17 protein-coding genes are annotated in these 23684 nt (G+C 71.5%); 9 read left to right on the top strand and 8 right to left on the bottom strand.

Annotated elements, in window-relative coordinates:
• Positions 1-5 precede the first annotated feature (5 nt).
• Positions 6-3344 (bottom strand): FAD-binding and (Fe-S)-binding domain-containing protein, encoded by a 3339-nt coding sequence (locus tag PUR53_RS22635; protein ID WP_329909473.1) that lies wholly within the window; start codon positions 3342-3344, stop codon positions 6-8.
• A 270-nt stretch (positions 3345-3614) separates the two neighbouring features.
• Between PUR53_RS22635 and PUR53_RS22640 the strand changes: the two genes are divergently transcribed.
• Genes PUR53_RS22640 through PUR53_RS22655 form a run of 4 tightly spaced genes read left to right on the top strand, consistent with a single transcriptional unit; the run spans position 3615 to position 8341 of the window.
• Positions 3615-6272 (top strand): sensor histidine kinase, encoded by a 2658-nt coding sequence (locus tag PUR53_RS22640; protein WP_329909474.1) that lies wholly within the window; start codon positions 3615-3617, stop codon positions 6270-6272.
• A complete protein-coding gene (locus PUR53_RS22645) occupies positions 6269-6757 on the top strand; it encodes a roadblock/LC7 domain-containing protein (RefSeq protein WP_239755310.1) in 489 nt (162 codons plus the stop codon). The genes PUR53_RS22640 and PUR53_RS22645 overlap by 4 nt, the downstream gene beginning before the upstream one ends.
• Positions 6754-7101, top strand: coding sequence for a DUF742 domain-containing protein (locus tag PUR53_RS22650; protein ID WP_329899914.1), 348 nt, complete (start codon positions 6754-6756; stop codon positions 7099-7101). Before PUR53_RS22645 ends, PUR53_RS22650 begins: the two co-directional genes overlap by 4 nt.
• Positions 7082-8341, top strand: coding sequence for a cytochrome P450 (locus tag PUR53_RS22655; RefSeq protein WP_329899915.1), 1260 nt, complete (start codon positions 7082-7084; stop codon positions 8339-8341). Before PUR53_RS22650 ends, PUR53_RS22655 begins: the two co-directional genes overlap by 20 nt.
• A gap of 24 nt (positions 8342-8365) precedes the next feature.
• Here the strand turns inward: PUR53_RS22655 and PUR53_RS22660 are convergent, their stop codons facing one another.
• Positions 8366-9874, bottom strand: a complete 1509-nt coding sequence (locus tag PUR53_RS22660) for a serine/threonine-protein kinase (protein ID WP_329909476.1) — start codon at positions 9872-9874, stop codon at positions 8366-8368.
• A 157-nt stretch (positions 9875-10031) separates the two neighbouring features.
• On the opposite strand from PUR53_RS22660, the gene serC reads away from it, so the two are divergent.
• Positions 10032-11150, top strand: coding sequence for a phosphoserine transaminase (serC, locus tag PUR53_RS22665; protein WP_329909478.1), 1119 nt, complete (start codon positions 10032-10034; stop codon positions 11148-11150).
• 67 nt (positions 11151-11217) lie between these two features.
• On the opposite strand, the gene PUR53_RS22670 is transcribed toward serC, so the two are convergent.
• From PUR53_RS22670 to PUR53_RS22685, 4 genes are all read right to left on the bottom strand, one after another.
• Positions 11218-12840 carry an alpha/beta hydrolase gene (locus tag PUR53_RS22670; protein WP_329909479.1) on the bottom strand — a complete coding sequence of 541 codons (1623 nt, stop codon included), beginning with the start codon at positions 12838-12840 and terminating at the stop codon, positions 11218-11220.
• 180 nt (positions 12841-13020) lie between these two features.
• The gene (locus PUR53_RS22675; RefSeq protein ID WP_329909480.1) at positions 13021-14601 is read right to left on the bottom strand and encodes a cellulase family glycosylhydrolase; all 1581 of its coding nucleotides are present in this window, start codon (positions 14599-14601) and stop codon (positions 13021-13023) included.
• Between the two features lie 195 nt (positions 14602-14796).
• Positions 14797-15678 carry an ABC transporter permease gene (locus PUR53_RS22680; RefSeq protein WP_329909482.1) on the bottom strand — a complete coding sequence of 294 codons (882 nt, stop codon included), beginning with the start codon at positions 15676-15678 and terminating at the stop codon, positions 14797-14799.
• On the bottom strand, positions 15675-16655 hold the full coding sequence (locus PUR53_RS22685) for an ATP-binding cassette domain-containing protein (protein ID WP_329909483.1): 981 nt from the start codon (positions 16653-16655) through the stop codon (positions 15675-15677). The genes PUR53_RS22680 and PUR53_RS22685 overlap by 4 nt, the downstream gene beginning before the upstream one ends.
• Positions 16656-16755: 100 nt before the next feature.
• On the opposite strand from PUR53_RS22685, the gene PUR53_RS22690 reads away from it, so the two are divergent.
• Complete coding sequence (locus tag PUR53_RS22690; protein ID WP_329899922.1) at positions 16756-17589, top strand: TetR/AcrR family transcriptional regulator; 834 nt, start codon at positions 16756-16758, stop codon at positions 17587-17589.
• Between the two features lie 192 nt (positions 17590-17781).
• On the opposite strand, the gene PUR53_RS22695 is transcribed toward PUR53_RS22690, so the two are convergent.
• Positions 17782-18837 (bottom strand): WD40 repeat domain-containing protein, encoded by a 1056-nt coding sequence (locus PUR53_RS22695; protein ID WP_329909485.1) that lies wholly within the window; start codon positions 18835-18837, stop codon positions 17782-17784.
• A gap of 326 nt (positions 18838-19163) precedes the next feature.
• On the opposite strand from PUR53_RS22695, the gene PUR53_RS22700 reads away from it, so the two are divergent.
• The 3 genes from PUR53_RS22700 to PUR53_RS22710 all read left to right on the top strand — a co-directional run bounded on the left by PUR53_RS22700 (position 19164) and on the right by PUR53_RS22710 (position 21968).
• The gene (locus PUR53_RS22700; RefSeq protein ID WP_329899924.1) at positions 19164-19853 is read left to right on the top strand and encodes a GDSL-type esterase/lipase family protein; all 690 of its coding nucleotides are present in this window, start codon (positions 19164-19166) and stop codon (positions 19851-19853) included.
• A gap of 119 nt (positions 19854-19972) precedes the next feature.
• A complete protein-coding gene (locus tag PUR53_RS22705) occupies positions 19973-20563 on the top strand; it encodes a Uma2 family endonuclease (protein WP_329899925.1) in 591 nt (196 codons plus the stop codon).
• Positions 20564-20678: 115 nt separating this feature from the next.
• Positions 20679-21968, top strand: coding sequence for an MFS transporter (locus tag PUR53_RS22710; protein WP_329909486.1), 1290 nt, complete (start codon positions 20679-20681; stop codon positions 21966-21968).
• 210 nt (positions 21969-22178) lie between these two features.
• Here PUR53_RS22710 and PUR53_RS22715 read toward each other — a convergent pair whose 3' ends face one another.
• Positions 22179-23525, bottom strand: a complete 1347-nt coding sequence (locus PUR53_RS22715; RefSeq protein ID WP_329899927.1) for a VCBS repeat-containing protein — start codon at positions 23523-23525, stop codon at positions 22179-22181.
• Positions 23526-23684: the final 159 nt, after the last annotated feature.

Below are 23684 nucleotides of genomic sequence, written 5' to 3' on the forward strand. Positions count from 1 at the left end.
CCGGTTCAGCGGTCCCGGCCGCCGTCCTCCGCCCGCTCCTCTGCCGCTGCCAGGCCCTCCGCCAGCACCTCCGCCAAGTGCAGTCCGCGCCTTCCCGCGAGTTGCTCCAGCTGTGTCCGGCAGGAGAAGCCGTCCGCCAGGACGAGCGTGTCGTCGGTCGCGTCCCGGACCGCCGGGAGGAGTTGCTCCTCGGCGCAGGCCACGGAGACGTCGTAGTGGCCCTTCTCGAAGCCGAAGTTGCCCGCGAGGCCGCAACAGCCGCCGCTGAGGGCGCCGGTGAGGCCGGCGGCCGCGCGGAGGCGGCGGTCGGGGGCGTCGCCCAGTACCGCGTGCTGGTGACAGTGGGTCTGGCCGGCGACCGGGCGGTCGACGGCGGGTGGGGTCCAGTGCGGGGCATGGCGTTCGAGCGCCTCCGCGAAGGTGATGACCGAGGCGGCGAGCTTGTGGGCCCGGGGGTCGTCGGGGAGGAGTTCGGGCAGGTCGGAGCGGAGCGTCGCCGCGCAGCTCGGTTCGAGGACGACGACGGGGAGGGGAGGCGGGGCGAGGTCCGGGTCCTCGTCCAGGAGCCGTTGCGGGATCGGGCTCAGGAACACGTCGAGGATGTCGAGCGTGCGGCGCAGCACCGCGCGGGCCCGGTCGAGCTGGCCCGTCGAGATGTACGTCAGCCCGCAGCAGACCCGGCCCGTCCGCATCGCGAACAGGGCCCGTGTGAGGCGCAGTTGGGTGAGGGCGACCTCCTCGCCCGCCTCCGCCCGCCGCGCCCAGGACGGCTTCCGCTTCATCCACAGCGTCGGCGGCACGATCACATGGAGCCCGGCCGCCTCCAGCACCTTCAGCGCCGCCTGGCCCACGGACGGCGAGAGGTACTCCGTGAAGGTGTCCGTCCACAGCAGCACGGTCGTGGGCGACTCGTGGGCCCCACCCTCGCGGCCCCCACCCTCGCCGTCGGCCTCGTCATCCGCCTCGACGTTCACGTCGGCGCCCATCTCGGCGAGCGCGTCGGCCAGTTCCGCCGGGCCGGGGGGACGCCCCCTGACGTCCCACTTCCGCCGCTGCCGGAAGCCAGAACCGCCGAACGGACTCTCGACGGCCGCCTCCTCCCCCACTTCCGGGAACTCCGCCCCCTCCGCAGCCGCCTCCTCCCGCCGCGCCTCCTCCTTCAGCATCCGGTGGTACCACCGCGTGAACGGCACCCTCGCCGGCCGTGGCAGCTCACGCTCCTCCGCGATCCCGCCCAGCCGCTTGGCGAGCGCGGCCAGGGGACGTACTCCGGCGAGGAAGCCGACGAGTCCGGCCGTGCGGGTACGGGCCACCAGGCCGAGCCACCGCGGCAGCCACCCCATCGCGTAGTGGGCGGCCGGGCGGCGGCGCCCCGCGTAGTGGTGGTGGAGGAACTCCGCCTTGTACGTGGCCATGTCGACGCCGACCGGGCAGTCGGAGCGGCAGCCCTTGCAGGAGAGGCAGAGGTCGAGGGCGTCCCGCACCTCGGGCGAGCGCCAGCCCTCGGTGACCACCTCGCCGGCCAGCATCTCGTGCAGGAGGCGGGCCCGGCCCCGCGTGGAGTGCTCCTCCTCCCCGGTGACGCGGAAGGAGGGGCACATGACGGCCCCGGAGGCCGGACTCACCTCGGTCGTACGGCACTTCGCGACGCCCACACAGCGTCGTACCGCCGCGGAGAAGTCACCGCCGTCGTCCGGGTAGGCGAACTCCACCGGCACGGGTGTGCGCGGGAGGACCGCGAAGCGGAGGTTGGTGTCGAGGGGGGCCGGGCGGACGAGCATGCCGGGGTTCAGGAGGTCGTCGGGATCCCAGACGCCCTTCACCTGCTCGAACAGCCGGACCATCTCGGCGCCGTACATCTTCGGCAGGAGTTCCGCGCGGGCCTGGCCGTCGCCGTGTTCGCCGGAGAGGGAGCCGCCGTGCGCGGTGACCAGTTCGGCCAGTTCCTCGGAGAAGCGGCGGAAGCGGCCGATGCCCGGCGAGGTCAGCAGGTCGAAGTCGATGCGGACGTGGATGCAGCCGTCGCCGAAGTGGCCGTAGGGCGTGCCGCGCAGGTCGTGGGCGCGCAGCAGGCCCCGGAAGTCCCGTAGGTACGCGCCGAGTCGGGCCGGTGGGACCGCGCAGTCCTCCCAACCGGGCCAGGCCTCGGTACCGTCGGGCATGCGGGTGGCCGTACCGCTCGCGTCCTCGCGGATGCGCCAGAGCGCGCGCTGCGCGGCGGGGTCCGTGACCACCAGCGCGTCGGCGGCGTCGGCCGCGCGGACCAGGGCGTCGGCGCGGGCCCGAGCCTCGGCGGGTGTGTCGCCGCCCGCCTCCACGAACAGCCAGGCCCCGCCCTCCGGGAGGCCGGTCGCGCCCGGCGGGACGAGGTCCGCCGCCATGCCCTCCACTGTCAGCGGGCCCAGCGGCAGCAGACCGGGGGCCGCCTCGGCCGCCGCGCTCTCGTCGGCGTACGCCAGGACGGCGAGGGCACGCGCGCGGGGCGCCTCGACGAGCCGTACGACCGCCTCCGTGAGCACTCCGAGCGTGCCCTCGGAGCCGCAGAAGGAGCGGGCCACATCCGCGCCGTTCTCCGGGAGGAGGGCGTCGAGGGCGTAGCCGGAGATGCGGCGCGGGAGGTCGGGGAAGCCGGTGCGCAGGCGGGCCAACTCCCGCTCCACCAGCGGGCGGAGACCGTCCGGGGCGCCGGACCAGCCCTGGGCCAGTCTCCGTACGCCGCCGCTCCCCGCGATCACCGACAGCTCGCGCACGCTGTCCGCCGTCGTGCCCCAGGCGACCGAGTGCGAACCGCAGGAGTTGTTGCCGATCATGCCGCCGAGAGTGCAGCGGCTGTGGGTGGAGGGGTCGGGGCCGAAGCGCAGGCCGTGCGGGGCGGCGGCCGCCTGGAGGCGGTCCAGGACCAGGCCGGGCTGGACGACCGCCGTGCGCGCCTCGGGGTCGAGGGAGACCAGCCTGTTCAGGTGGCGGGTGAAGTCCAGGACGATGCCCGTGCCCGTGGCCTGCCCGGCGATCGAGGTGCCGCCGCCGCGCGCGACGACCGGGACGCCGTGTTCGCGGCAGACGGACAGGACGGCCGCCACGTCGTCCGCGTCCCGGGGCGCGACCACGCCCAGCGGCACCCGGCGGTAGTTGGACGCGTCCATCGTCGTCAGCGCGCGGGCGGTCGCGTCGAACGCGGTCTCGCCGCGCACGCCCGCCGCCCGCAGCGCGGCCGACAGCGCGCCCCGCAGCTCCGCCGCGCGGGCGGCACCACCTGCCCCGTCCACATCACCTGCCGCATCCCGCGCACGCGCGGCACCACGACCCGTCGCACCACGACCCGTCACACCCCCGATGTCCGTCATGCGTTCCAGGATGCACCCGACCACTGACAGTGACGACGCGCGACCCCGAGGTGATCGTCCGGTCCGTGGACAGGCGGCGCGCCGCTCACCGGGCACGTTGGCCGGAATCCGCGGAGCTAACTCGAAACCGGCCAACCACCGTCACGAACTCCCATATAGTGACGCCCAATTGAGCACCAGACGTCGCTTCTCGTTCAGGGACCGACCGAGTTACCGCCTCCAGGAACCGACTGCGTTACCGAGTTCAGAACCGACCGAGGACACCCGCCGATGACCGCGCCCAGCCCCCCTCGCCCCCCGGGCGAACGCCCCGCCCTGCGTTCAGTCCTTCCGTTACCCCTGGTGACCGCCGTGCTCTCCGCGACGGCCGTCGGCTCGGTCGTCGCGTCGGCGCAGCCGGACGCACGGATACCCCTCACGGCCGGCGCGGGCGCGACCGCGCTGCTGCTGACGGTGGCCGTCGCGGTCGCCGTGCACGCGCGCGTGTCGGTGCGCCTGCTGCGGCAGCGGCTGGACGCGGTCTCCCGGGAGACCGGTCTGCTGCTCCAGGAACGGGCCAGGACGGCCGAGGAGCACACCCAGGAACGCGGGCGGCTGACCGAGGAGTTCGTGCAGGAACGGGCACGGATCGCGGCCGAGTTCGCACGGGAACGGATACGGCTGACCACGGAGGCCGAGCGCGAGCGCGAACGGCTCACCGACGAGCGGGACCGTACGGCGCAGGAGACCGCCCAGGAGCGGTCCCTGCTCACCGAACGCGCCGAGCGGGCCGAGACCGAGCGCACCGCCCTGCTCGCCGTGACCGCCAACGTGGCCGGCCGGATGCAGGCGCTCGCCACCGGCACCCTCGCCGATCTGCGGGCCATGGAGGAACGTCACGCCGACGAGGACGTCCTCGCCGACCTCCTCCACCTCGACCACCGCACCGCCCAGGCGGGCCGGCTCGCCGACTCCGTCGCCGTCCTCGCGGGCGCCCGCTCGGGCCGCCGCTGGGCACGGCCGATCCCCATGGAGTCGATCCTGCGGGGCGCGATGGGCCGGATCGGCGCCTACCGCCGGGTGCGGCTGCACTCCTCCAGCGAGGCCGCCGTCGCAGGCCACGCCGCCGAGGGCGTCATGCACGCGCTCGCCGAACTCCTCGACAACGCGGCGAACTTCTCGCCGCCGACCGCCGAGGTCCATGTGTACGTCGAGGAGGTCCCGGCCGGCGCGATCATCTCCGTCGAGGACTCCGGGCTGGTCATGAGCGACATCCAGCTCCGTCGCGCCGAGCGCGCCGTGGCGGGCGAGACGGCCGACCTCACGAGTCTCTCCGGCACGCGTCTCGGCCTCGCCGTCGTCGGCCGCCTCGCCCGCAAACACGGGCTGAAGATCTCCTTCCGGCCGTCCGCGCGTGGCGGTACGGGCGTCCTGATGCTCATCCCGCAGGACGTCCTGGCGAGCACGATCCCCACGACCACCTCTCCCGCGTCGACGTCCTCCGGGACGTCCGCGCCCTTCGCGCCACCGACGTACGCCGGCGTACGCGCCCCGCGCGACCTGGACGCCGAGCCGACGCCCATGCACGAGTTCCCGCCGGAGGCTCCCGCCGCGCCGGTCGCCGACCCCGTGGCCGACGCTTTGATCGACTCGCTGTCCGGCTTCCGGCGACCGCCTGCGGCTCCGCCGACGGACGCGACGACGGGCTCGCCGAGCGACGGGGCGTTCGGGTCTCCTGCGCACCGCGCCCCCTACACCTCACCCTTCACCTCGTCGTTCAGCTCTGAGTTCGGCTCCGATACAGGCTCGGATACGAGCTCGGATACGGGCTCCCCATTCGGCTCCGGCAGCCCGGTGTTCGACACCGAGTCCGTCGCTCCGGCCACCCCCGGAGAGGCCGCCGACGACACCACCGCCACCGCCTCCGCCCCTTCCGACGCCCTCCCCCGGCGTCGGCGCGGCCAGTCCCTCGCGGAGGCGGAGGCGCGCACCAGGGCGCACGCCCCCGGCGCCGAGGCCCGTCCCGAGCGCGTCTCCCGGCCCGCCGAGGAGGCCAGCACCGGCGCGGTCCGCTTCAGCAGCTTCCGCCGCGCGGTGCGCGGCACGGGCGGGTTGGACCAGGCGTTCGTCCAGGGGACGGCCACGGGGGACGACAGCTCCACGGGAGCGCCGGTCGCGCCGACGCCACCGGACCCGGCCGCAGCCATGGACCAGCGGGCGAACCCGGCCGCCGCCGTCGACCGGTACGTGGCCCCCGCCGGGCCCGCCGCACCGGAGGCCGCGCTGGAGCCCGTACGGGAGGCCGCGCCGCCCGCCGAGACCGTACGGCAGCCCGAGTTGGAGCCCGTACGGGAGCACCAGTGGGGTGCCGTAGGGGGAACCGCCTGGGAACCCGGACCCGAACCGGAGCTCGGAGGGGAGACGGGGGAGACGGGCTGGGCACCCGGGCCCGCGCCGGAGGCCGGATGGGAGCCCGAGCCCGCGCGGGGGCTCGCATGGCAGCCGGAGGCGGCGAAGCAGGCCGCGTGGGAGGCGGAGGCCGCCGCGGAGCTGCCGTGGGCGCCCGACCCCGCACGGGAGGCCAAGTGGGAACTCGATCCGGTACGGGAGACGGCCTGGGAACCCGTACGGGAGACACGCCCGGCCCCGCACGAGGACACCGCGCCCACCCCGGACCTGGCCCCGCTCTCCCCCTACGGGGACCCGGCCACGGACCCGGACCCGAACCGGGACGCGTACGGGAAGCCTGACCCTTACACGGCTCCCGCCCCGGACCCGTACGCGACGCCCGCCCCCTACGCAGCCCCGGACACGAACCCGTACGCAGGGTCCGACCCCTACCCGGATCCCGACCCGTACGCGGACCCCACCCCCGGTCCGGCCGGAGAGCCACCCCGGACCCCGGACCCCCGCACGCACCCCCACCTGGAAGGCGACGACACCCCATGACCGGCACCGGCTCCACCGCCGACGACAGGCTCACCTGGCTCATGGAGGGGTTGCTGGAACGCACTCCGGGCGCCCGGCACGCGCTCGTCCTCTCCCGGGACGGCCTGAAACTGTGCCGTACGCCCGAGCTCTCCGTCGACCAGGCCGACCAGTTGGCCGCGATCGCCGCCGGCATCCAGTCGCTGTCCCACGGGGCGTCCATCCAGTTCGGCGACGGCAGCGGGGGCGTGCGGTCGGCAATGGCGGAGTTCTACGGCGGGGTCCTGTTCATCGTGGAGGCGGGCGAGGGCGCGCATCTGGCCGTGGTGACGGACGAGGAGGCGGACGCCGGGCTCGTCGGGCACAACATGAGCGAGCTCGTCGAACAGCTGGGCGAGCACCTGAGCGCACGGCCGCGCCACCCGACCCGCACGGCCGCCGGTGGCGCCACGGGTACGACGACGACCGTGGTCGCGGCCACGGCTCTGGCGCCCCGTACGTCATGAGCCGGCCCGGCAGGGACGACCTGCCCGACCGGCTGTACACGCTCACCGGGGGCCGCAGCCGGTCCGCGCCCGGAGCACCGTTCGACCTGGTGACCCTGGTGGTCGCGGAGAGCCAGCCGATACCGGGCATGCAGTCGGAACATGTGACGATCCTGCGGCTGACGGAACGACCGACGGCGGTGGTGGAGATCGCCGCCGAACTGCGGCTGCCGGTGAGCATCACCAAGGTGCTGCTCTCCGACCTCCTCACGGCGGGCCGCGTCAGCGCCCGGCATCCGAACCAGGCCACCCTGGTCGATCTGGACATTCTGGAGCAGGTGTTAGTTGGACTTCGCAACCTCTGAGAACGGCGACGGCCACTCCGTACCCGGGGCCCCGCCCGTCCCCCTCTTCGGTGCGCGTTTCCGGGGCGAACCCGCCGCCCTTTACGGGGAGTTGCGGCGGGAGCACGGGGAGGTCGTGCCCGTGCTGCTGGACGGGGGCGTGCCGGCGTGGCTGGTGCTCGGCTACCGCGAGCTGCACCAGGTGACGAGCGATCCGGAACTGTTCAGCCGGAACTCCGAGCTGTGGAACCAGTGGCCGAACATCCCGGCCGACTGGCCGCTGCTGCCCGTGATCAGCCCGGAGCAGCCGTCGGTCCTCGGCACGGTCGGCGAGCGGCACCGGCAGCGCACCGCGCTGATCGAGGAGGCGTGGGAGGCGGTCGACCCGCTGGAGCTGCGCGGTCATGTCGAGCGGTTCGCCGACGAGTTGATCGACGTGGTGTGCGGGGTGGGCGCGGCCGACCTGGTGGGGCAGTTCGCGGCGCCGCTGCCCGCGCGGGTGCTGGCGTTCCTGTTCGGTTTCCGGGAGGAGCACGCGCCGGGGCTGGTGGCGGCGCTGAACGACATCCTCGACGGCCAGGACCGGGCGGTGGCGGCCGAGGAATATCTGCACGCCGCGATGGGCCGGCTGGTGGCGGAGCGCCGGCAGCGGCCTGGGGACGACGTGGTCTCGCGGCTGCTGGCGAACGCGCGGGCGTACGAGGTGACGGTGGAGGAGGTCACCCATGACGTGATGGTGATGCTGGCGGTGGGGCACCAGCCGACGGCGGACTGGATCGGCAACTCGCTGCGGCTGATGCTGACGGACGAGCGGTTCGCGGCGTCGCTGTTCGGGGGGCGCAGCAGTGTGGCCGAGGCCATGAACGAGGTGCTGTGGGAGGACGCGCCGGTCCAGAACGCGGCGGGGCGGTGGACGACCCGGGACACGCGGCTCGGTGGCCGGGTCCTCCGTGCGGGCGATCTGGTGCTGCTGGGCCTCCAGGGGGCCAACTCGGACCCACGTGTCCGCACCCACGGCTCCGCCCTGACCGGGGGCAACAACGCGCACTTCTCCTTCGGCCACGGCGAGCACCGGTGCCCGTTCCCGGCCCAGGAAGCCGCCGAGGTCATCGCCCGAACAGGCATCGAGGTCCTCCTGGACCGCCTCCCCGACCTGGACCTCGCGGTCCCGGCAACGTCCCTGACACGTCGACCGTCACCGTGGCTGCGGGGGTTGGTGGGGTTGCCGGTGCGGTTCTCGCCGGGGCCGGCCGTGGGATGAGCCGGGGCGAGCGGGACCGCGGGGTCAGGTCCGAACCCCTCTGTACGCGAGGCAGGTCAGTACGAGCGCCGCTCCCCAGACACAGCTCGCGCCGAGCAGCGCCGTCCACCAGATGAACTGCTGGTGCGAGGCGAGAAGCAAGGTGCTGAGGCCGCCGAGGAGCAGCACGTTCAGCGCCGCCATCACTCCCGCGCCGACGGAGCGCCCCGCCTGCGCGCCGGCGAAGAAGGAGAGGAAGGTCGCGAGCAGGACGCCGAGTGCCAGCAACAGGCCCAGAAACAGGTCGTTGAACCAGGCGAAGTCGGCTCTCGTCACCGGGAGCGCGACGCATCCCAGCAGGACCGAGACCAGTGCCAGTATTCCGATGCCTCTGGCCGTCCCCTCCTGGAACGACTCCGGCAACACTCCGATGTTCGCCGCCAGACCACCGAAGAGCGGAGCTCCTACGGCGATGACACCTCCCAGCAGGGAGGCATCGGCGTCGACCCCACCGATGCCGTACAGCAGTGCGAAGGTGCCGGCTCCGGCGATGAAACACGCACCCACGAGTTCGGGCCACTCCTCGGCGCAGGGCGTCCTCTCGGGTGTGCGGACGGGCTCGGGGGTGAGCACGGCGGTCCGTCCGTCCCGGTTCCGCGCCGACGGTTCCGCGACACGCCCACCGTGGCCCCGGTGGGCCCGCGTCGTCTGGATTTTCTCCAACCGCACGCGTACCTCAGCCGCAGTGGCCGGCCGGTCCTGCGGGTCCTTCCGCAGGAGATTCATCACCAGGTCGTCCAGCTCCTGCGGGATCGAGTCGTCGTCGCGCAGTTCACCCGGGGCGACAGGTATCTGGTTCAGGTGCTGCATCCCGACCTGCCAGGCAGTCTGGCCCTCGAACGGCGGTCGTCCCGTCAGCATGACGTACAGCACACACCCCAGGGAGTACAGGTCCGAACGGCCCATACCCGCCTCCCCGTTGCATCGCTCCGGCGACATGTAGGCGACCGTGCCCATGGCTTCGCCGCCGGTCGGTGTGATCCGCGTGTGGCCCTCCGCGTCCTCCTGAAAGCAGGCGATACCGAAGTCGAGGAGGACCGCCTGACCCGCGTCGGTGATTTGAACGTTGCGGGGTGTGAGGTCGCGGTGGACGAGCCCCTTGTCATGCGCGGCTTCGAGTGCGTCGCAGATCTGCCGACCCAGGCGGATCACCTCGTCGACGGACAGCGTCCGGTTCTCCGCCTGAGCGACGTGATCGCGCAGGGACGTGCCCGACAGCAACTCCATGGCGATGTACACGCCGGGGCCGTCGGCCGACTCGTCCGCCCCGTAGTCGTAGGCCCGTACGACGTTTTGGTGCGTCAGACTGCTGATGGCCCGCCGTTCCCGCTCGAAACGCCGGAGCATCGGCTCGTTGCCGCGGAGATCCGCCTTGAGCAGTTTGATCGCGACGGTGCGTGAGCGCCGCCGGTCCCTGGCCTTCCAGACGTACCCCATGCCCCCCTCGCCGAGCTTGCTGATCAGCTCGTACTGCTTACCGATCAGCTCGCCCACCGTTCCGCCTCCCTCGCGACCCACCGAGTGTGACGCGCTTGTCGGGTCGTGACCAGAGGACATCGGATCGCACACGCGTCCGCCCCAGCAGCGTCAGTGCGTCTCACCCGACGGACGACGTTTCGCCCAGGTTTCCACGAGCCGATAGGCTCGCGTCGTGGCTGATATCCAGATCCCCGCTGACATCAAGCCCGCCGACGGACGTTTCGGCGCGGGCCCCTCCAAGGTGCGGACGGAGGCGCTGGACGCCCTGGCCGCGACCGGTACCTCCCTGCTCGGCACCTCCCACCGCCAGGCCCCGGTGAAGAACCTGGTCGGCCAGGTCCGTGCGGGCATCAGCGAGCTGTTCTCCCTCCCGGCGGGCTACGAGGTCGTCCTCGGCAACGGCGGCTCCACCGCGTTCTGGGACGTCGCGACCCACGGTCTGATCGAGGACAAGAGCCAGCACCTGACCTTCGGCGAGTTCAGCTCGAAGTTCGCCAAGGCCGCGAAGCTCGCCCCCTGGCTCGCCGAACCGACGGTCGTCTCCTCCGAGCCCGGCACGCACCCGGAGCCGCAGGCCGAGGCGGGCGTCGACGTCTACGCCTTCACCCACAACGAGACCTCCACCGGTGTCGCCGCCCCGATCCAGCGCGTGTCCGGTGCCGACGAGGGCGCCCTCGTCCTGGTCGACGCGACCTCCGGCGCCGGCGGCCTGCCCGTGGACATCGCCGAGACCGACGTCTACTACTTCGCCCCGCAGAAGTCCTTCGCCTCCGACGGCGGCCTCTGGATCGGCGTCTTCTCCCCGGCCGCCATCGAGCGCGCCGAGCGGATCCACGCCTCCGGCCGCCACGTCCCGGAGTTCTTCAGCCTGCCGACGGCGATCGACAACTCCCGCAAGAACCAGACGTACAACACCCCGGCCCTCGCCACCCTCTTCCTGCTCAACCAGCAGCTGGAGTGGATCAACGGCCAGGGCGGTCTGAGCTGGTCCACGGCCCGGACGAAGGACTCCTCGACCCGGCTGTACACCTGGGCGGAGGAGAGCAAGTACGCGAGCCCCTTCGTCGCCGACCCGGCCAAGCGGTCCCAGGTCATCGGCACGATCGACTTCGCCGACGAGATCGACGCCGCCGCCGTCGCCAAGGTCCTGCGCGCCAACGGCATCGTCGACACCGAGCCCTACCGCAAGCTCGGCCGCAACCAGCTGCGCGTCGCCATGTTCCCGGCGATCGACCCGGCGGACGTCGAGGCCCTCACCCAGTGCGTCGACTACGTGATCGAGAAGCTCTGATCACACCCGTACGACACCGAAGGGCGCCCGGCAACCAGTGCCGGGCGCCCTTGTCGTCACCGCACGCTCAGCCGCGGAAGCCGAGGATGCCGTGCAGGGTCTCACCGCCGGTCGCGGCCGTTCCCTGCGTCGAGCTCAGCGTCGACTGCGCCGAGGCCTCCTGCGGGGCCGCCGGCTTCGGGTCGGGCAGCTTCTTGCAGGTGGCGTCGACCTTGCCCTTGCCGTGCGGCACCTTGCCGTTGGTGAGGTAGGTGGCCAGGTACTTGTCGAGGCAGCTGTTGCCGCTCAGCGTGATGCCGTGGTTGCCGCCGCCCTGCTCGACGACCAGGCTGGAGTTCTTGAGCAGCTTGTGGACGGTGAGACCGCCCTGGTACGGGGTGGCGGCGTCGTCCGTCGCCTGGAACAGCAGCGTCGGGGGCAGCTTGGAGTTGGCGACGTTCACCGGCTTCAGCGACTTGGTCGGCCAGAACGCGCACGGCGCGTTGTACCAGGCGTTGTTCCAGGTCATGAAGGGCGCCTTCTTGTAGACCGCCCAGTTGTCCTTCTGCCACTTCTTCCAGTCGCGCGACCAGGACGCGTCACGGCACTGCACCGAGGTGTAGACGCTGTAGCCGTTGTCACCGGAGGAGTCGACGGCGGCGAAGTTCTGGTACGCCTCGACCAGCGGGTCGGCGTTCTTGTCGCCCACGTAGGCGGCGAACGCCTCGGCGAGGAAGGGCCAGTAGCCGTTGTAGTAGCCGCCGGGCAGGAAGGTGTCCTCCAGTTCGGAGGCGCCCACCTTCACCGAGCCGCCGACCGGCTTCTTGGCGAGTGCGGCACGCATGGCGTACCACTTCGCCTCGATCTTCTTCGGGTCGGTGCCCAGCTTGTACGTGGCGTTGTGCTTGGCGACCCACGTCATGAACGCCTTGTGGCGCTTGTCGAAGGCGTAGTCCTGGTCGAGGTTGTCCTCGTACCAGACGCCGGTCGGGTCGACGATCGAGTCCAGCACCAGACGCCGTACGCGCTCGGGGTAGAGCTTGGCGTAGACCGCGCCCAGGTAGGTGCCGTACGAGTAGCCGAAGTAGTTGATCTTCTTGGCGCCGAGGGCCTTGCGGATCGAGTCCAGGTCCTTCACGGCGCTGATCGTGTTGATGTAGGGCAGGACGTCCTTGTGCTTCGTGCCGCAGGCCTTGGCGAAGTCCTTGGCCCGCTTGAGGTTCGCCTTCTCTATCGCGGCCGTGCTGGGCACGGAGTCCGGACGCACCGGATTGAAGTACCCGGGCTTGCAGTTCAGCGCGGGCTTGCTGGCGCCCACGCCGCGCGGGTCGAAGCCGATGACGTCGTACTGGGCCGCGACCTTCTTCGGCAGCGAGGAGGCGACGAATCCGGCCAGCGTCAGACCGCTGCCGCCGGGGCCGCCGGGGTTGACCAGCAGCGGGCCCTGGTACGTCTTCGAGGTGTGCGGCACGCGGGACAGGGCCAGCGTGATCTTCTTGCCGCTCGGCTTCGCGTAGTCCAGCGGCACCTTCACCGACGCGCACTGCAGCGTCGGGTAGTCGTCCGTGGCGCACTTCTTCCAGGTGACCTTCGCGGCGGCGGCCTGGACGGTGTTCGCGGCGGACGACCCGCTCGCGTTGGCGGGCACGGCGCTGAGCGTCCCGGCCAGAACGACACCGGCGCCGCACAGCACGGCTGCGCTTCTTCTCATGGACTTCTCTCGCAACGGTGAGGGGGGTTCACGGACCGCGGGTACGCGGCCCGTGCCGCATGGTTCCGGAAGAGCGCACCCCTCACTCACTCATTCGACCAAGACTTGACCGAATTGAGTCATTGCTTACTCTCAGACGACGCACAGAAAGGGGCAGTTGCACAGATCCGGGACACTGCCTCAGGTCGCCGCACAGCTCACACTCGGCACACCGCCACCCCCCGGCGCGCCCCCGAACCCGAAGCTCGCCGAACCGCCCGCCGGGACCGTCCCGTTGTGGGCGGCGTTGGCCGCGGTGACCGTCGCCCCGCTCTGGGTGTACGAGGCGTTCCACATGGTCGTCACCCGCTGGGAGCCGGGCCAGGTCCAGGTCACCTTCCAGGAACCGAGCGCGGTCGCACTGGTGTTGGTGACCTTCACCTCGGCGTTGAAGCCGCTGCCCCAGTCGCTGCTGACGGTGTACACGGCGGTGCAGGCGGGCGTCCCGCCGCCCGGGCCGCCCGGGTCGCCGGGGTCCTCCGGATCGCCGGGGTCGGTGCCCCCGCCCGGCGGGAAGCCCGGCGCCTTGATGCTCGTCAGATAGCCGTCCTTGACCGTGTCCACGGTCTGCCAGTCGTCCTTCAGGATTCCGCCGGTGTCACCGGAGTTGGGGTTCCAGGACCAGAAGGTCCAGTGGAAGGAGTCGTTGCCGTGGGCGGAGGTCGAGCGCAGATACGTCACGAGGGCCGACAGCCAGCGCTGGTCGATCGTCGACTGGAGGGTCGTACCGAACTCGCCGAGCCACACCGGCGCGATGTTCTGCTTGAAGATGTAGCCCCAGTACCTGTCCCAGACGCCCGGCATGTTGGCCGGGAAGGACGGGTCGTTGAACCAGCTCTGCTGGGCGACGCTCGTGGCGTAGTCGTGGGCCGAGTAGACCACCCGGTTCGCCACGTCCAGCTGTACGGGGTACTGGGCCACACCCATCAGGTTGCCGCCCCACCAGCCCGAGACACCGTTGAACGTCTGGACGCCCTCGACGAGGATCAGCAGGTCCGGGTTGACGGAGAGGACCGCGTTGCCCGCGCGCTGGGCGGCCAGCCGCCAGTCCCTCGCCGTGTCGCCGCAGCCCCAACAGGCGGGATCGTGGGGCTCGTTGTGCAGGTCGATGCCGACGACGGTCGAATTCCCCTTGTAGCGGGTGGCCAGCGCCTTGAGGTTGGTGATCCAGGTCGTCTCGGGGACGGCCGAGGTGTACCAGAGGGCCGACTGGCCCGCCGCGTCCGGGCGGTGCCGATCGAGGATGATCTTCAGACCGCTCTGGCCGGCGTACGCGACGATCTTGTCCAGGACCTGGAGGGACGTCAGACCCTGGAGGTCGGCGTTCTTGCCGTCGGAGTGGTTGACGCTGTCGGGCATGGTGCCGGGCTTGAGGATGTCGTCGTTGTAGGGCATGCGGATGGTGTTGTAGCCCAGCGACTTCATCTGGTCGATCATGCTCTTGTAGTCGCGGGACCAGAGGCCGTGGGTGACGTGGTTGGCGGTCTCGAAGCCGAACCAGTTGATGCCGGCGATCCGGACGGACTGACCGTTCGCGTCCAGGATCTGCCGTCCGCTGGTACGCCAGTAACCGGCACCGGCCTCGGCCGCGTCGGCCGCCTTGGTCGCACCAGTCGCGCCGGTCACGCCGACCGCCGCCTGTGCGCCGCCGGTCAGGGGCAGCGTGAGCACGGCGGCGGCCGCGCACAGGGTGCCCAGGGTTCTCCGTAAGCTGCGGAACATAGCGCTGCTTCCTCCTCGGGAGGCGCGGGGCCGGAACAGGGTGGGAGCGCTCCCACCACCCGCACCTCCCATGGAAGACAGGTCGCATGAACACGTCAAGGCGTCCGGCGCCACCTGGTACACCGGACGCCCCCGACCGTGCTCACCGGCTCGGCTTCTGGAGCCGTGCTCAGCGGCTCAGCTCTGGAACCGCGCTCACCGGCTCAACTTCTGGAACCTCCGCACCGCCAGCGGCAGGAAGATCAGCGTGAGCACCACCGGCCACACCCCGGCCATCAGCAGCGCGTTCTCCTCGATCCAGGAGTCGCCGCCGCCGACCGGCGTGCCGAACAGGTCGCGGGTCGCGGCGGCCGTGGAGGAGATCGGGTTCCAGGCGGCGATCCAGCCCAGCCAGTCGGGCATGAGCTGCGGGGCGACGAAGATGCTGGAGATCATGGTCAGCGGGAAGGCGACCACGAAGAGGCCGCCCGCCGCCTCCGGGTTGGGCACCAGCAGGCCCAGCCAGACGCCGATCCAGATGAGCGCGAAGCGCAGCCAGAGCAGCAGCCCGAACGCGGCCAGGAAGCCGAGGCCGGCGTCGGGGCGCCAGCCCATCGCGAGGGCCGTCAGCATCATGATGGCCAACTCGGCGCAGGCGACGAGCAGATCGGTGACTCCCCGCCCCGCGACCACCGCCGACGGCGCCATCGGCATGGAGCGGAACCGGTCGATGACACCCTTGGTGGAGTCGTAGACCACGAGGGTCGCCGTGTTGATGAACCCGAAGGCCATCGTCATCACGAACATCCCCGGCATCAGGAAGTCCCGGTAGTCCCCGCCGCCGGGCACCTGCATGGCGCTGCCGAAGACATAGCCGTAGAGGAGGACGGAGAGGATCGGGAAGCCCAACTGCCAGGCGATGTTGACCGGTTGGCGCCGGTAGTGGGTGAGGCCGCGGCGGACGATGTTCCAGCCGTCGGCCAGCACCCAGTACGTACGGCCGTGCGCGCTCGACACGTCCAGGTCGACGGCGCTCGTGGCGACGGTACTCGTGCCGGCGGCTCCGGCGGCGACGGCGTTCGGATCGACGGCGGTCATGCGGTGGCCCCCTTGTCGTTCTCGTCGGTCTTCTCCGTGCGGTGGCCCGTCAGACGCAGGAACACATCGTCCAGGCTGGGCCTGCGCAGGCCGATGTCCTCGACCCGCACGCCCTCGTCCTGGAGGGTGCGGGCCACCTCGGTGAGGGCCGAGACGCGGTCGGTCACGGGCGCGTGGACCCGCAACTCCGTGTCGTCCGACTCCGGTTCGCCGTCCGAGACGCGGGCGACGACCTTCACCGCGCGCGGGATGTCGGCGCGCTCGGCGACGACGACCTCGATCCGGTCGCCGCCGACCGTGCTCTTCAGCCCGTCCGGGGTGTCGTCCGCGATGGCCCGTCCCTGGTCGATGACGGTGATGCGCGAGGCGAGCCGATCGGCCTCCTCCAGATACTGCGTGGTGAGCAGCACGGTCGTACCGCTCGCCACCAACGCCCGTACGGATTCCCAGACTTCACCCCGGCTGCGCGGGTCGAGACCGGTCGTCGGCTCGTCGAGGAAGAGGACGGCCGGGGCGAGGATCATCGACGCGGCGAGGTCGAGCCGGCGCCGCATACCGCCGCTGTACTTGCCGACGCCCTTGTCGGCGGCGTCGGTGAGGTCGAACCGGTCGAGCAGCTCGACGGCGCGCAGCTTCGCCCGCTGCCCGCCGAGATGGAACAGCCGGCCGAACATCTCCAGGTTCTGACGGCCGGTCAGCACCTCGTCCACGGCGGCGTACTGCCCCGTGAGGCCGATGCGGGCCCGCACCTCACGCGGGTGCCGCGCCACATCGAGGCCGGCCACCGTCGCCCGGCCGCCGTCCAGGCGCAGCAGCGTGGAGAGGATGCGCACGGCGGTGGTCTTGCCCGCGCCGTTCGGGCCGAGGAGACCGTGCACCGTGCCCTCGCGGACGGTGAGGTCGAAGCCGTCCAGCGCGCGTTTCTCCCCGTACCGCTTCTCCAGGCCCTCGGCCCGGACCGCGTATCCGTCACTCATCGAGTCCCCCTCAACAGACTTCCGTCAAGAACTGAGTACACCGTACCCGATTTCGCGTACGACGTACCCAGTTTTTTCGTGGGGACCTAGACTCGGGCTCATGACAAGGGGCAAGAGCGCTACGGCGGGCGGTGCGGCAGGCGCTACGGCGGGCAGCACCGCCGTCGGCACGGAGACCAGCGGCAGCGGGGACATCGTCCGCACCCAGCAACTGCTCTGGGACACCGGACCGCGCCCCAGTCGCGGCCCGAAACCGGGGCTCACCCTGGACCGGATCGTGGAGGCGGCCGTCCAGGTCGCCGACGCGGAGGGACTGCGCGCCGTCTCGATGCGCCGGGTCGCCACCGAGCTCGGCACGGGGGCCATGTCCCTGTACCGCTACCTCCCCGGCAAGGCCGAACTGCTGGACCTGATGCTCGACCGCGTCCAGCGGCCCTCCGAGAACCCGGCCGACCTCGGCGACGGCGGCTGGCGCTCGGCCCTGGAGGCCATGGGCCGCGCCACGCTGGCCCTCTACCGCCGCCATCCCTGGCTGCTCCAGGTCAACCAGTCCCGCCCGGTCCTCGGTCCGAGCGCGCTCGACGGCATGGAGAAGGTGCTCTCCCGCATCAAGTCCATGGGGCTGACCGACCCCGAACTGATCTCGGCGATCGTCGCGGTGGACGGCTATGTGGTCGGCGCGGCCCGCACCCAGCTCTACGCGCAGGAGGCGGAACACCGCACCGGCCTCACCGACGCGGAGTTCTGGCAGGCCCAGGCGCCCGTCCTGTCGGAGCTGATGCTCTCCGGCCGCTACCCCCTCCTCGCCGGCCTCTCCGAGGACGCCTTCGGCACGGACTTCGACCACTTCGAGTTCGGCCTGCAACGCCTCCTGGACGGCCTGGAGGTATGCGTGAACCGGCGACGCGAGGGCGGGGAGGCCGGGGGTGGGTAGTCGGGGCTGTGGGCAGGCGGGGGCTGTGGGGAGCCGGGGCTCTGGGTAGCCGGGGCGTTGTGGGGAGCCGGAGGGCTCAGACGACGGGCGGTTGCGAGTGGCCAGGCGATTACGGGTGGCCGGGGGCTGTGGGGAGCCCGGGGCTCAGGACGACGGGCGGCTGCGGGTGCCGGGGGCAGCGGATAGCGGGGCTCAGGACGAAGGGCGGCGCAGCAGGCGCCTGAAGCCCCATACGACGACGACCGCGCCGGCCACGGCGAGCGCGCCGACCTTGACGGTCGAGCTGGTGCCCTCGCCCTCGGCCTGGGTCGTACCGGAAGCGTCCCCGTCAGAGTCGGTGGAGGACGAGCCGGAGCCGCCGCTCCCGGAGCCGCCGCCGGGCACGTCCCGCGCGACGACGGAACTGCCGGACCCCTCACTGCCGTACATGATCTTCGAGCCGTCGGTGCGGAAGGTCACCGACTCCCCCTGCCGCTGCAGGGGCACGCTCAGCCGCTCGACCTTCTTGATCTTGCCGCCGTTCCAGTCGTAGAGGATGCCGCCGAAGTACGCGCGCAGGGCGAGCTGCTTGCCGTCCGGCGAGAACGCGCCGTCGGTGACCTCCAGATCGGGCACGGCGGCGACCTTCTTGAACACGTTCGTGCCGGAGGCCGACAGCTCGGCCGGTCCCTCGTACAGGGACCCGCCCGCCTCGTTCTTGTCGGCGATGTAGACCCGCCCGGTCTTCGGGTGCACCATCAGCGCCTCCGCGTCCCGCGCCCCGTCCTCGTACTTCACGACGTACTGCGTGGCCTTGAGCGTCTGGTCCTTCAGCTCCTTCGGCTCCGGCAGCTCGTAGATCCACACGTACGCCCAAGTGCCGCCGAGGTTGTCGCCGATGTCGCCGACGTACAGCTTGTTGTCCGGGCCCATGGAGATCGCCTCGACGTCACGCGGGGTGCCGACGCCCGTCATGGTGACCGTGGCGACCGTCTCACCCGTCTTGCTGTCGACGGCGTAGAGGTACGCCCCGTCGTCGCTGTCGTTGTGGGTCCAGTAGACCCCCGGGTGCTGGCGCGACGCGGCGAGACCGCTCGACTCGGTGATCCGCGAGTCCCGCATCGTGAACCCGTCGTCGGCGGCGACCGCGGGCGCGGCCGGGAGGGCGGCGAGCAGGATCGCGGCGAGACCGGCGAAGCCGGTGCGGGCCGCGCGGAACCGGCGGAACCGGCGGAGGGGGTGAGGGCGGTTGAGGGGGCGACGGCGCATGGGCCCAAGCCTGCCATCTCGCTCCGCTGGGTGGGGTGGGGGAGCGCCGTGGGGGGGCCGGGTGCGTCGGCGACCGCGGGCCCGGTGGGGGTTGGTCGCGCAGTTCCCCGCGCCCCTGAAAAGCAGGGGCTGCGCCCCGTGCTTTTCGCCCCTGAGCGGCCGTAGGCCCTCAAGGGGCGCGGGGAACTGCGCGAGAAGCCCCACCGGGCCCGCGGGTCGCCGACGCACACGCGCCCCCGCCTCATGAGGCGCACGTGGCAAGGTTCACAACGCCCAGTGGGCCAAGGGCCGCCTACCAGTCGGTAGGGATCGTTCATGATGTGCGGATGCTCAGGTTCATGCCCGTAGGCGACTCCATGACGATCGGGAGCGCGGGCGAACACACTTGGCGCTACCGGCTCTGGCAGCACCTGCGCACGACGTACAACGGCCCCTTCAAGATCGTCGGGCCGCGCGAGACGCTCTACGACAAGGCGACGGACACCCCGACGTCGTACGAGTACGCCGACACCGACCCGCTTTTCCCCCGCGCCCACCTCGCGGGCTGGGGCGAGGGCTGGCTCCACATGGCCCCGCTGATCGCCGACGCGGTCCGCACCCACCGGGCCGACGTCCTCCTCGTCTCCCTCGGCCTCATCGACCTGGGCTTCTACACCAACGCCGAGCAGACCGCCGAGAACACCCGCCGCTTCGTCGAGGCCGCCCGCGAGGCCGACCCGCACATCCGCATGGTCCTCCTGCCGGTCACCCCGAACATCCGCGCCGCGTCCGACGCCCCCTTCGCCGCCCAGGTCGCCCGCTTCAACGAACTCCTCGCCAAGACGGCCGCCGACCTCGACGAACCCCGCTCGCCCCTTCTGCTGGCCTCCCCTCCCCCGTCGTACGACATCAACTGGGACACCTACGACGGCACCCACCCCAACGCCTCCGGCGAACACAAACTGGCGGCGACGTTCGCGAACGCGATGCACGAGGCGTGGGACCTGGGGGGACCGTACGAGCTGCCGTACTCCTGAGCTTCACACGTCCCGCCGGCAAGGGAGTTCCGTCGTACCGTCCGTGCCCAGGTCACCGTACGTATCGTTGTACTGCGCGGCCGTCCTCGATCGAGGGGCGGCCGGGGAGGAGCGCCACGGTGACCGTCCTTGAAGACAGGATCGCGATGGCCGAGAGCGACAACACGCGCCAACTGGACGACATGTTCGAACGGCTCGAGAAGATGCCCGTCCCCGAGGGATACAAGGTAGAGATCGTCGAGGGGACCATCTACATGTCGCCCCAGCGGGACGCCCATTGGCAGACAATCCGCCGGATCGTTCGCGTGCTCGACAACCATTTCGGCGAGGACGTGCATGTCGTCTCCGACGTCCGCATCGACTTCCCCGGCCTGCTGAACGGCTACTGCCCCGACGTCGCGAAGCTGCGCGACGACGCCGAGAAGGATTCTGAGGGCCGATGGCGTCACGAGGACATCGAGTTCATCGCCGAGGTCATCTCCCAGGACACCGCCAGGAACGACTACGGCCCCAAGAAGGCCGCGTACGCCCTCGCCGAGGTCCCCGCCTACCTGATCGCCGACCCCTGCGTGGGCAAGTGCCGGCTGTTCACCCAGCCCAAGGACGGCGACTACGTCAGTGACCTGTCCATCACGTACGGCGGCGACGTCGACATGACCACCACGCTCCTCGGCCTGGTCCTCCCGACCGCCAAGTTCCCCCGAGGCTGACGACACCGCCCACGGCCTCCCCGGTCCCGCGCTCCGCACTTGCCCGGCGTCCCCCCGCTCGCTTGGATGTCCCGGTCGGACGCGGCGGCGGCGAAGACGGGGCGGGGCGGGGCGGATGGCGCGAGGCGGTGGGCTGGGGCGCGAGTTCCGGTGGTTGTGGGCGGCGTACGCGGTCAGCGCGTTCGGGACCCGGTTGTCGTTCGACGCGCTCCCCCTGATCGCGGTGCTGGTCCTGCACGTAGGCCCCACGGAGGTCTCCGCGCTGGCCGCCACCGGCCTGGCGGTGGGCGCGGCCGTGGCCGTACCGCTCGGCCCCTGGGTGGAGTTCCGCCGCAAGCGCCCGGTGATGATCACCATGGACCTGGTCCGCTGCGCGGCCCTGCTGACCGTCCCGGTGGCCTACGCCCTGGACCTGCTCAGCTTCCCCCAGCTGCTCCTGGTCTCCATGGTCGTCGCCGTGGCCGACATCACCTTCACCGCGGCGAGCGGTGCCTGTCTGAAGTCCCTGGTCCCGGCGGAGCACCTGGTGACCGCCAACGGCCGCTTCGAGGCCACGACCTGGACCACGACCATGCTCGGCCCGCCCCTCGGCGGCGCCGCGATGGGCCTCTTCGGCCCGGTCGTCACCGTACTGATCGACGCCGCCAGCTACCTCCTCTCGGCAGCGGGCATCCGGGCGATCGGCGGCAAGGACCCCCGACCGACCCGACCGGACCCGAGTACGGAACGGGCCGCGCCACGCACCCCCCGGCTCCGCGTCGGCGACCTCCCCGACGGCTGGCGGTACATCCTCCGCGACCCGGCCCTGCGCCCCCTCTTCCTCAACAGCGTGCTGGTCAACGCCCTGATCATGGCGCCGGCTCCGCTGCTGGTCATCCTCATGGTGGGGCAACTCGGCTTCGCGCCCTGGCAGTACGGCCTCGCCTTCGCCGTCCCGTGCCTCGGCGGCCTGATCGGTGCCCGCCTCTCCCGTCGTCTGGTCGCCCGCTACGGCGAGGACAGGGTCCTCCGGGTCGCCGGAACCCTGCGGGCGTGCTGGCCGCTCGGGCTGGCGTTCATCGGCGCGGGCCCGGCCGGCCTCGTCCTCGTCATGGTGGTCGAGTTCGGCCTGATCACCTGCATCGGCGTGTTCAACCCCGTACTCGCCACGCTGCGCCTGACCCGGACCCCGGCGGACCGCGTCGCCCGCACCCTCACCGCCTGGTCCGTCACCGGCAAGCTCACCATCGCCGCCATGACGGCCCTCTGGGGTCTCCTCGCCGCCGTCACCACCCCCCGCACGGCGATCGCCACGGCCGGCCTCCTCCTCCTGGCGACCCCCCTGCTCCTCCCCCGCCACCGCTCCGCACCGCGCCGGGCCACCCCGAACGACCACCAGAACCCGGAGCCACTCGCGAAGAACTGACACCGTCACACCGCCGCAAGCCCCCGAAAACAACGGAGGCGCCACCTGCCGTGGGCACCTCTTCGATCCGCCTGACTCGACCAGGGCCTGTTCTGAGTCGGGATCACGGGAGGGCCGGCAGGCTGCGAACCAGAACTGCGCGAGCGGCCACGACGCGGGCGCACTCGTACGGACAAGGCGAACCCCAGGCGGCTGGGCGGGAGGCCGGGCCTACTGGAGCATGCCCCAGATGAGTTCGGAGTCGGCGTCGGTCACACCGGTCGTGGTGATGCCGGACGACGTGCCGGGGAAGCGCAGCGAGCCGTTGATGGCGCCGACGTAGAGGTCGGCCTTGCCGTCGCGGTTGGTGTCGCGGAGGCGGACCGGATCGCCGAAGCAGTCGTTCCATGCGACGTCGCCGGGGACGCCGGCGGTGTTGCGGGCGAGCCACTTCGAGTTGGTGCCGGTGATCCCGCTCGCGCTGCCGCGCAGGACGTGGACGCCGCCCTCGGTCGTCTCCTGGCTGATCTTCTCTCCGAAGACGCCGATCGCGAGGTCCTTGTAGCCGTCGCCGTTGATGTCGGCGGCCGAGACGGAGGAGCCGAACAGGTCGCCGGACTCCGGGGTGCCGGCGACGTTGGTGGTGGCCTGCGTGATACGGGCGGCGGTAGCGGGGCCGGTGGAGGAGCCGTACCAGAGGGACACCCGGCCCTGGTTGTTGTTGTACATCTGGCTGCCCGCCGCGAGGTCCCCGTAGCCGTCCTTGTTGAAGTCGGCGATCACCGCCTCGCTGGGGTCGCCGTAGTCCGTGACGAGGCGCAGGGTCTTGCCCCCGCTGAGCGAGGAGCCGCCCTTGATGAACCACGCGTCCGTGCCGAAGTTGTCGGACTCGTCGTTGATTCCGATGATCACCAGATCGGTCTTGGAGTCCCCGTTCATGTTGCCCGAGACCAGGGACGTGGGCGCGAATCTCGTCGTCTTGTCGTGGCTGGTGACCGAGCCTGCCGCACCGGTGCGCGTGATGGTGCGGTAGACGTAGACCTTGCTCCCGCTGATCGCGGCCAGGTCCTTCTTGCCGTCGCCGTTGAAATCCCCGGCGGCGAGGTCGCGGCCGAAGCGGGCGTTCGTCACCTTGGCGCCGGCGTTGGGGATCGCGGTGCCACCCGAGAGGCCGGTCGCGCTTCCCCACAGGATGACGACGCCGCCCTCGTCCGTGCGTCCGTCGACGTCCTCGCGCGACACCGACACGGCGAGGTCCCCGTATCCGTCGGCGTTGAAGTCGGCGGGCACCCGGACGTCGCCGAACTGGTCCTCCGTCTCGTCGGCGCCGGGGACACCGGGGCTGTCCTGGGTGATCAACTGGGTCCGGGTGCCGGGTCCGGAGGCGGTACCGAAGGTGATCTGGACGCCGCCGCCCTTGCTGTACTGCTCGTAGGTGTAGCCGGCGTAGTCGCGGTAGCCGTCGCCGTTGAAGTCGTCCGCGTACCTGGCCGCCGCCGCGCCGGCGGGAGGCGCCGTGAGGACGGGGGCGAGGGACGCCACGAGGAGTGCCGCGCAGGCTGCGGGGCGAATACGCATGAAGTGTCTCCTGATGATTCTGTGCGACCGCTCCTGTGCCGATTGATTTCTCAGGGACCACAGAGACAGGAGCGGTTGATGATCAGGAGACAGTCGGACGGGTGAAAAGGTTGCAGGCGGACAGCTACGCAGGTCAGGGATCACGACCGGTCTACCGCA

This window comes from Streptomyces sp. SP18BB07 (assembly GCF_036322545.1).
Taxonomy (GTDB): Bacteria; Actinomycetota; Actinomycetes; order Streptomycetales; family Streptomycetaceae; genus Streptomyces; species Streptomyces deccanensis.

Bases quoted from the DNA above. Each gene is read 5' to 3' on its own strand.
- PUR53_RS22700 (WP_329899924.1), top strand. From the start codon at position 19,164: ATGCTCAGGTTCATGCCCGTAGGCGACTCCATGACGATCGGGAGCGCG.
- PUR53_RS22715 (WP_329899927.1), bottom strand. From the start codon at position 23,525: ATGCGTATTCGCCCCGCAGCCTGCGCGGCACTCCTCGTGGCGTCCCTC.
- PUR53_RS22695 (WP_329909485.1), bottom strand. From the start codon at position 18,837: ATGCGCCGTCGCCCCCTCAACCGCCCTCACCCCCTCCGCCGGTTCCGC.
- PUR53_RS22640 (WP_329909474.1), top strand. From the start codon at position 3,615: ATGACCGCGCCCAGCCCCCCTCGCCCCCCGGGCGAACGCCCCGCCCTG.
- PUR53_RS22690 (WP_329899922.1), top strand. From the start codon at position 16,756: ATGACAAGGGGCAAGAGCGCTACGGCGGGCGGTGCGGCAGGCGCTACG.
- PUR53_RS22635 (WP_329909473.1), bottom strand. From the start codon at position 3,344: ATGACGGACATCGGGGGTGTGACGGGTCGTGGTGCGACGGGTCGTGGT.
- PUR53_RS22685 (WP_329909483.1), bottom strand. From the start codon at position 16,655: ATGAGTGACGGATACGCGGTCCGGGCCGAGGGCCTGGAGAAGCGGTAC.
- PUR53_RS22650 (WP_329899914.1), top strand. From the start codon at position 6,754: ATGAGCCGGCCCGGCAGGGACGACCTGCCCGACCGGCTGTACACGCTC.
- PUR53_RS22680 (WP_329909482.1), bottom strand. From the start codon at position 15,678: ATGACCGCCGTCGATCCGAACGCCGTCGCCGCCGGAGCCGCCGGCACG.
- PUR53_RS22710 (WP_329909486.1), top strand. From the start codon at position 20,679: ATGGCGCGAGGCGGTGGGCTGGGGCGCGAGTTCCGGTGGTTGTGGGCG.
- PUR53_RS22670 (WP_329909479.1), bottom strand. From the start codon at position 12,840: ATGAGAAGAAGCGCAGCCGTGCTGTGCGGCGCCGGTGTCGTTCTGGCC.
- PUR53_RS22675 (WP_329909480.1), bottom strand. From the start codon at position 14,601: ATGTTCCGCAGCTTACGGAGAACCCTGGGCACCCTGTGCGCGGCCGCC.
- PUR53_RS22645 (WP_239755310.1), top strand. From the start codon at position 6,269: ATGACCGGCACCGGCTCCACCGCCGACGACAGGCTCACCTGGCTCATG.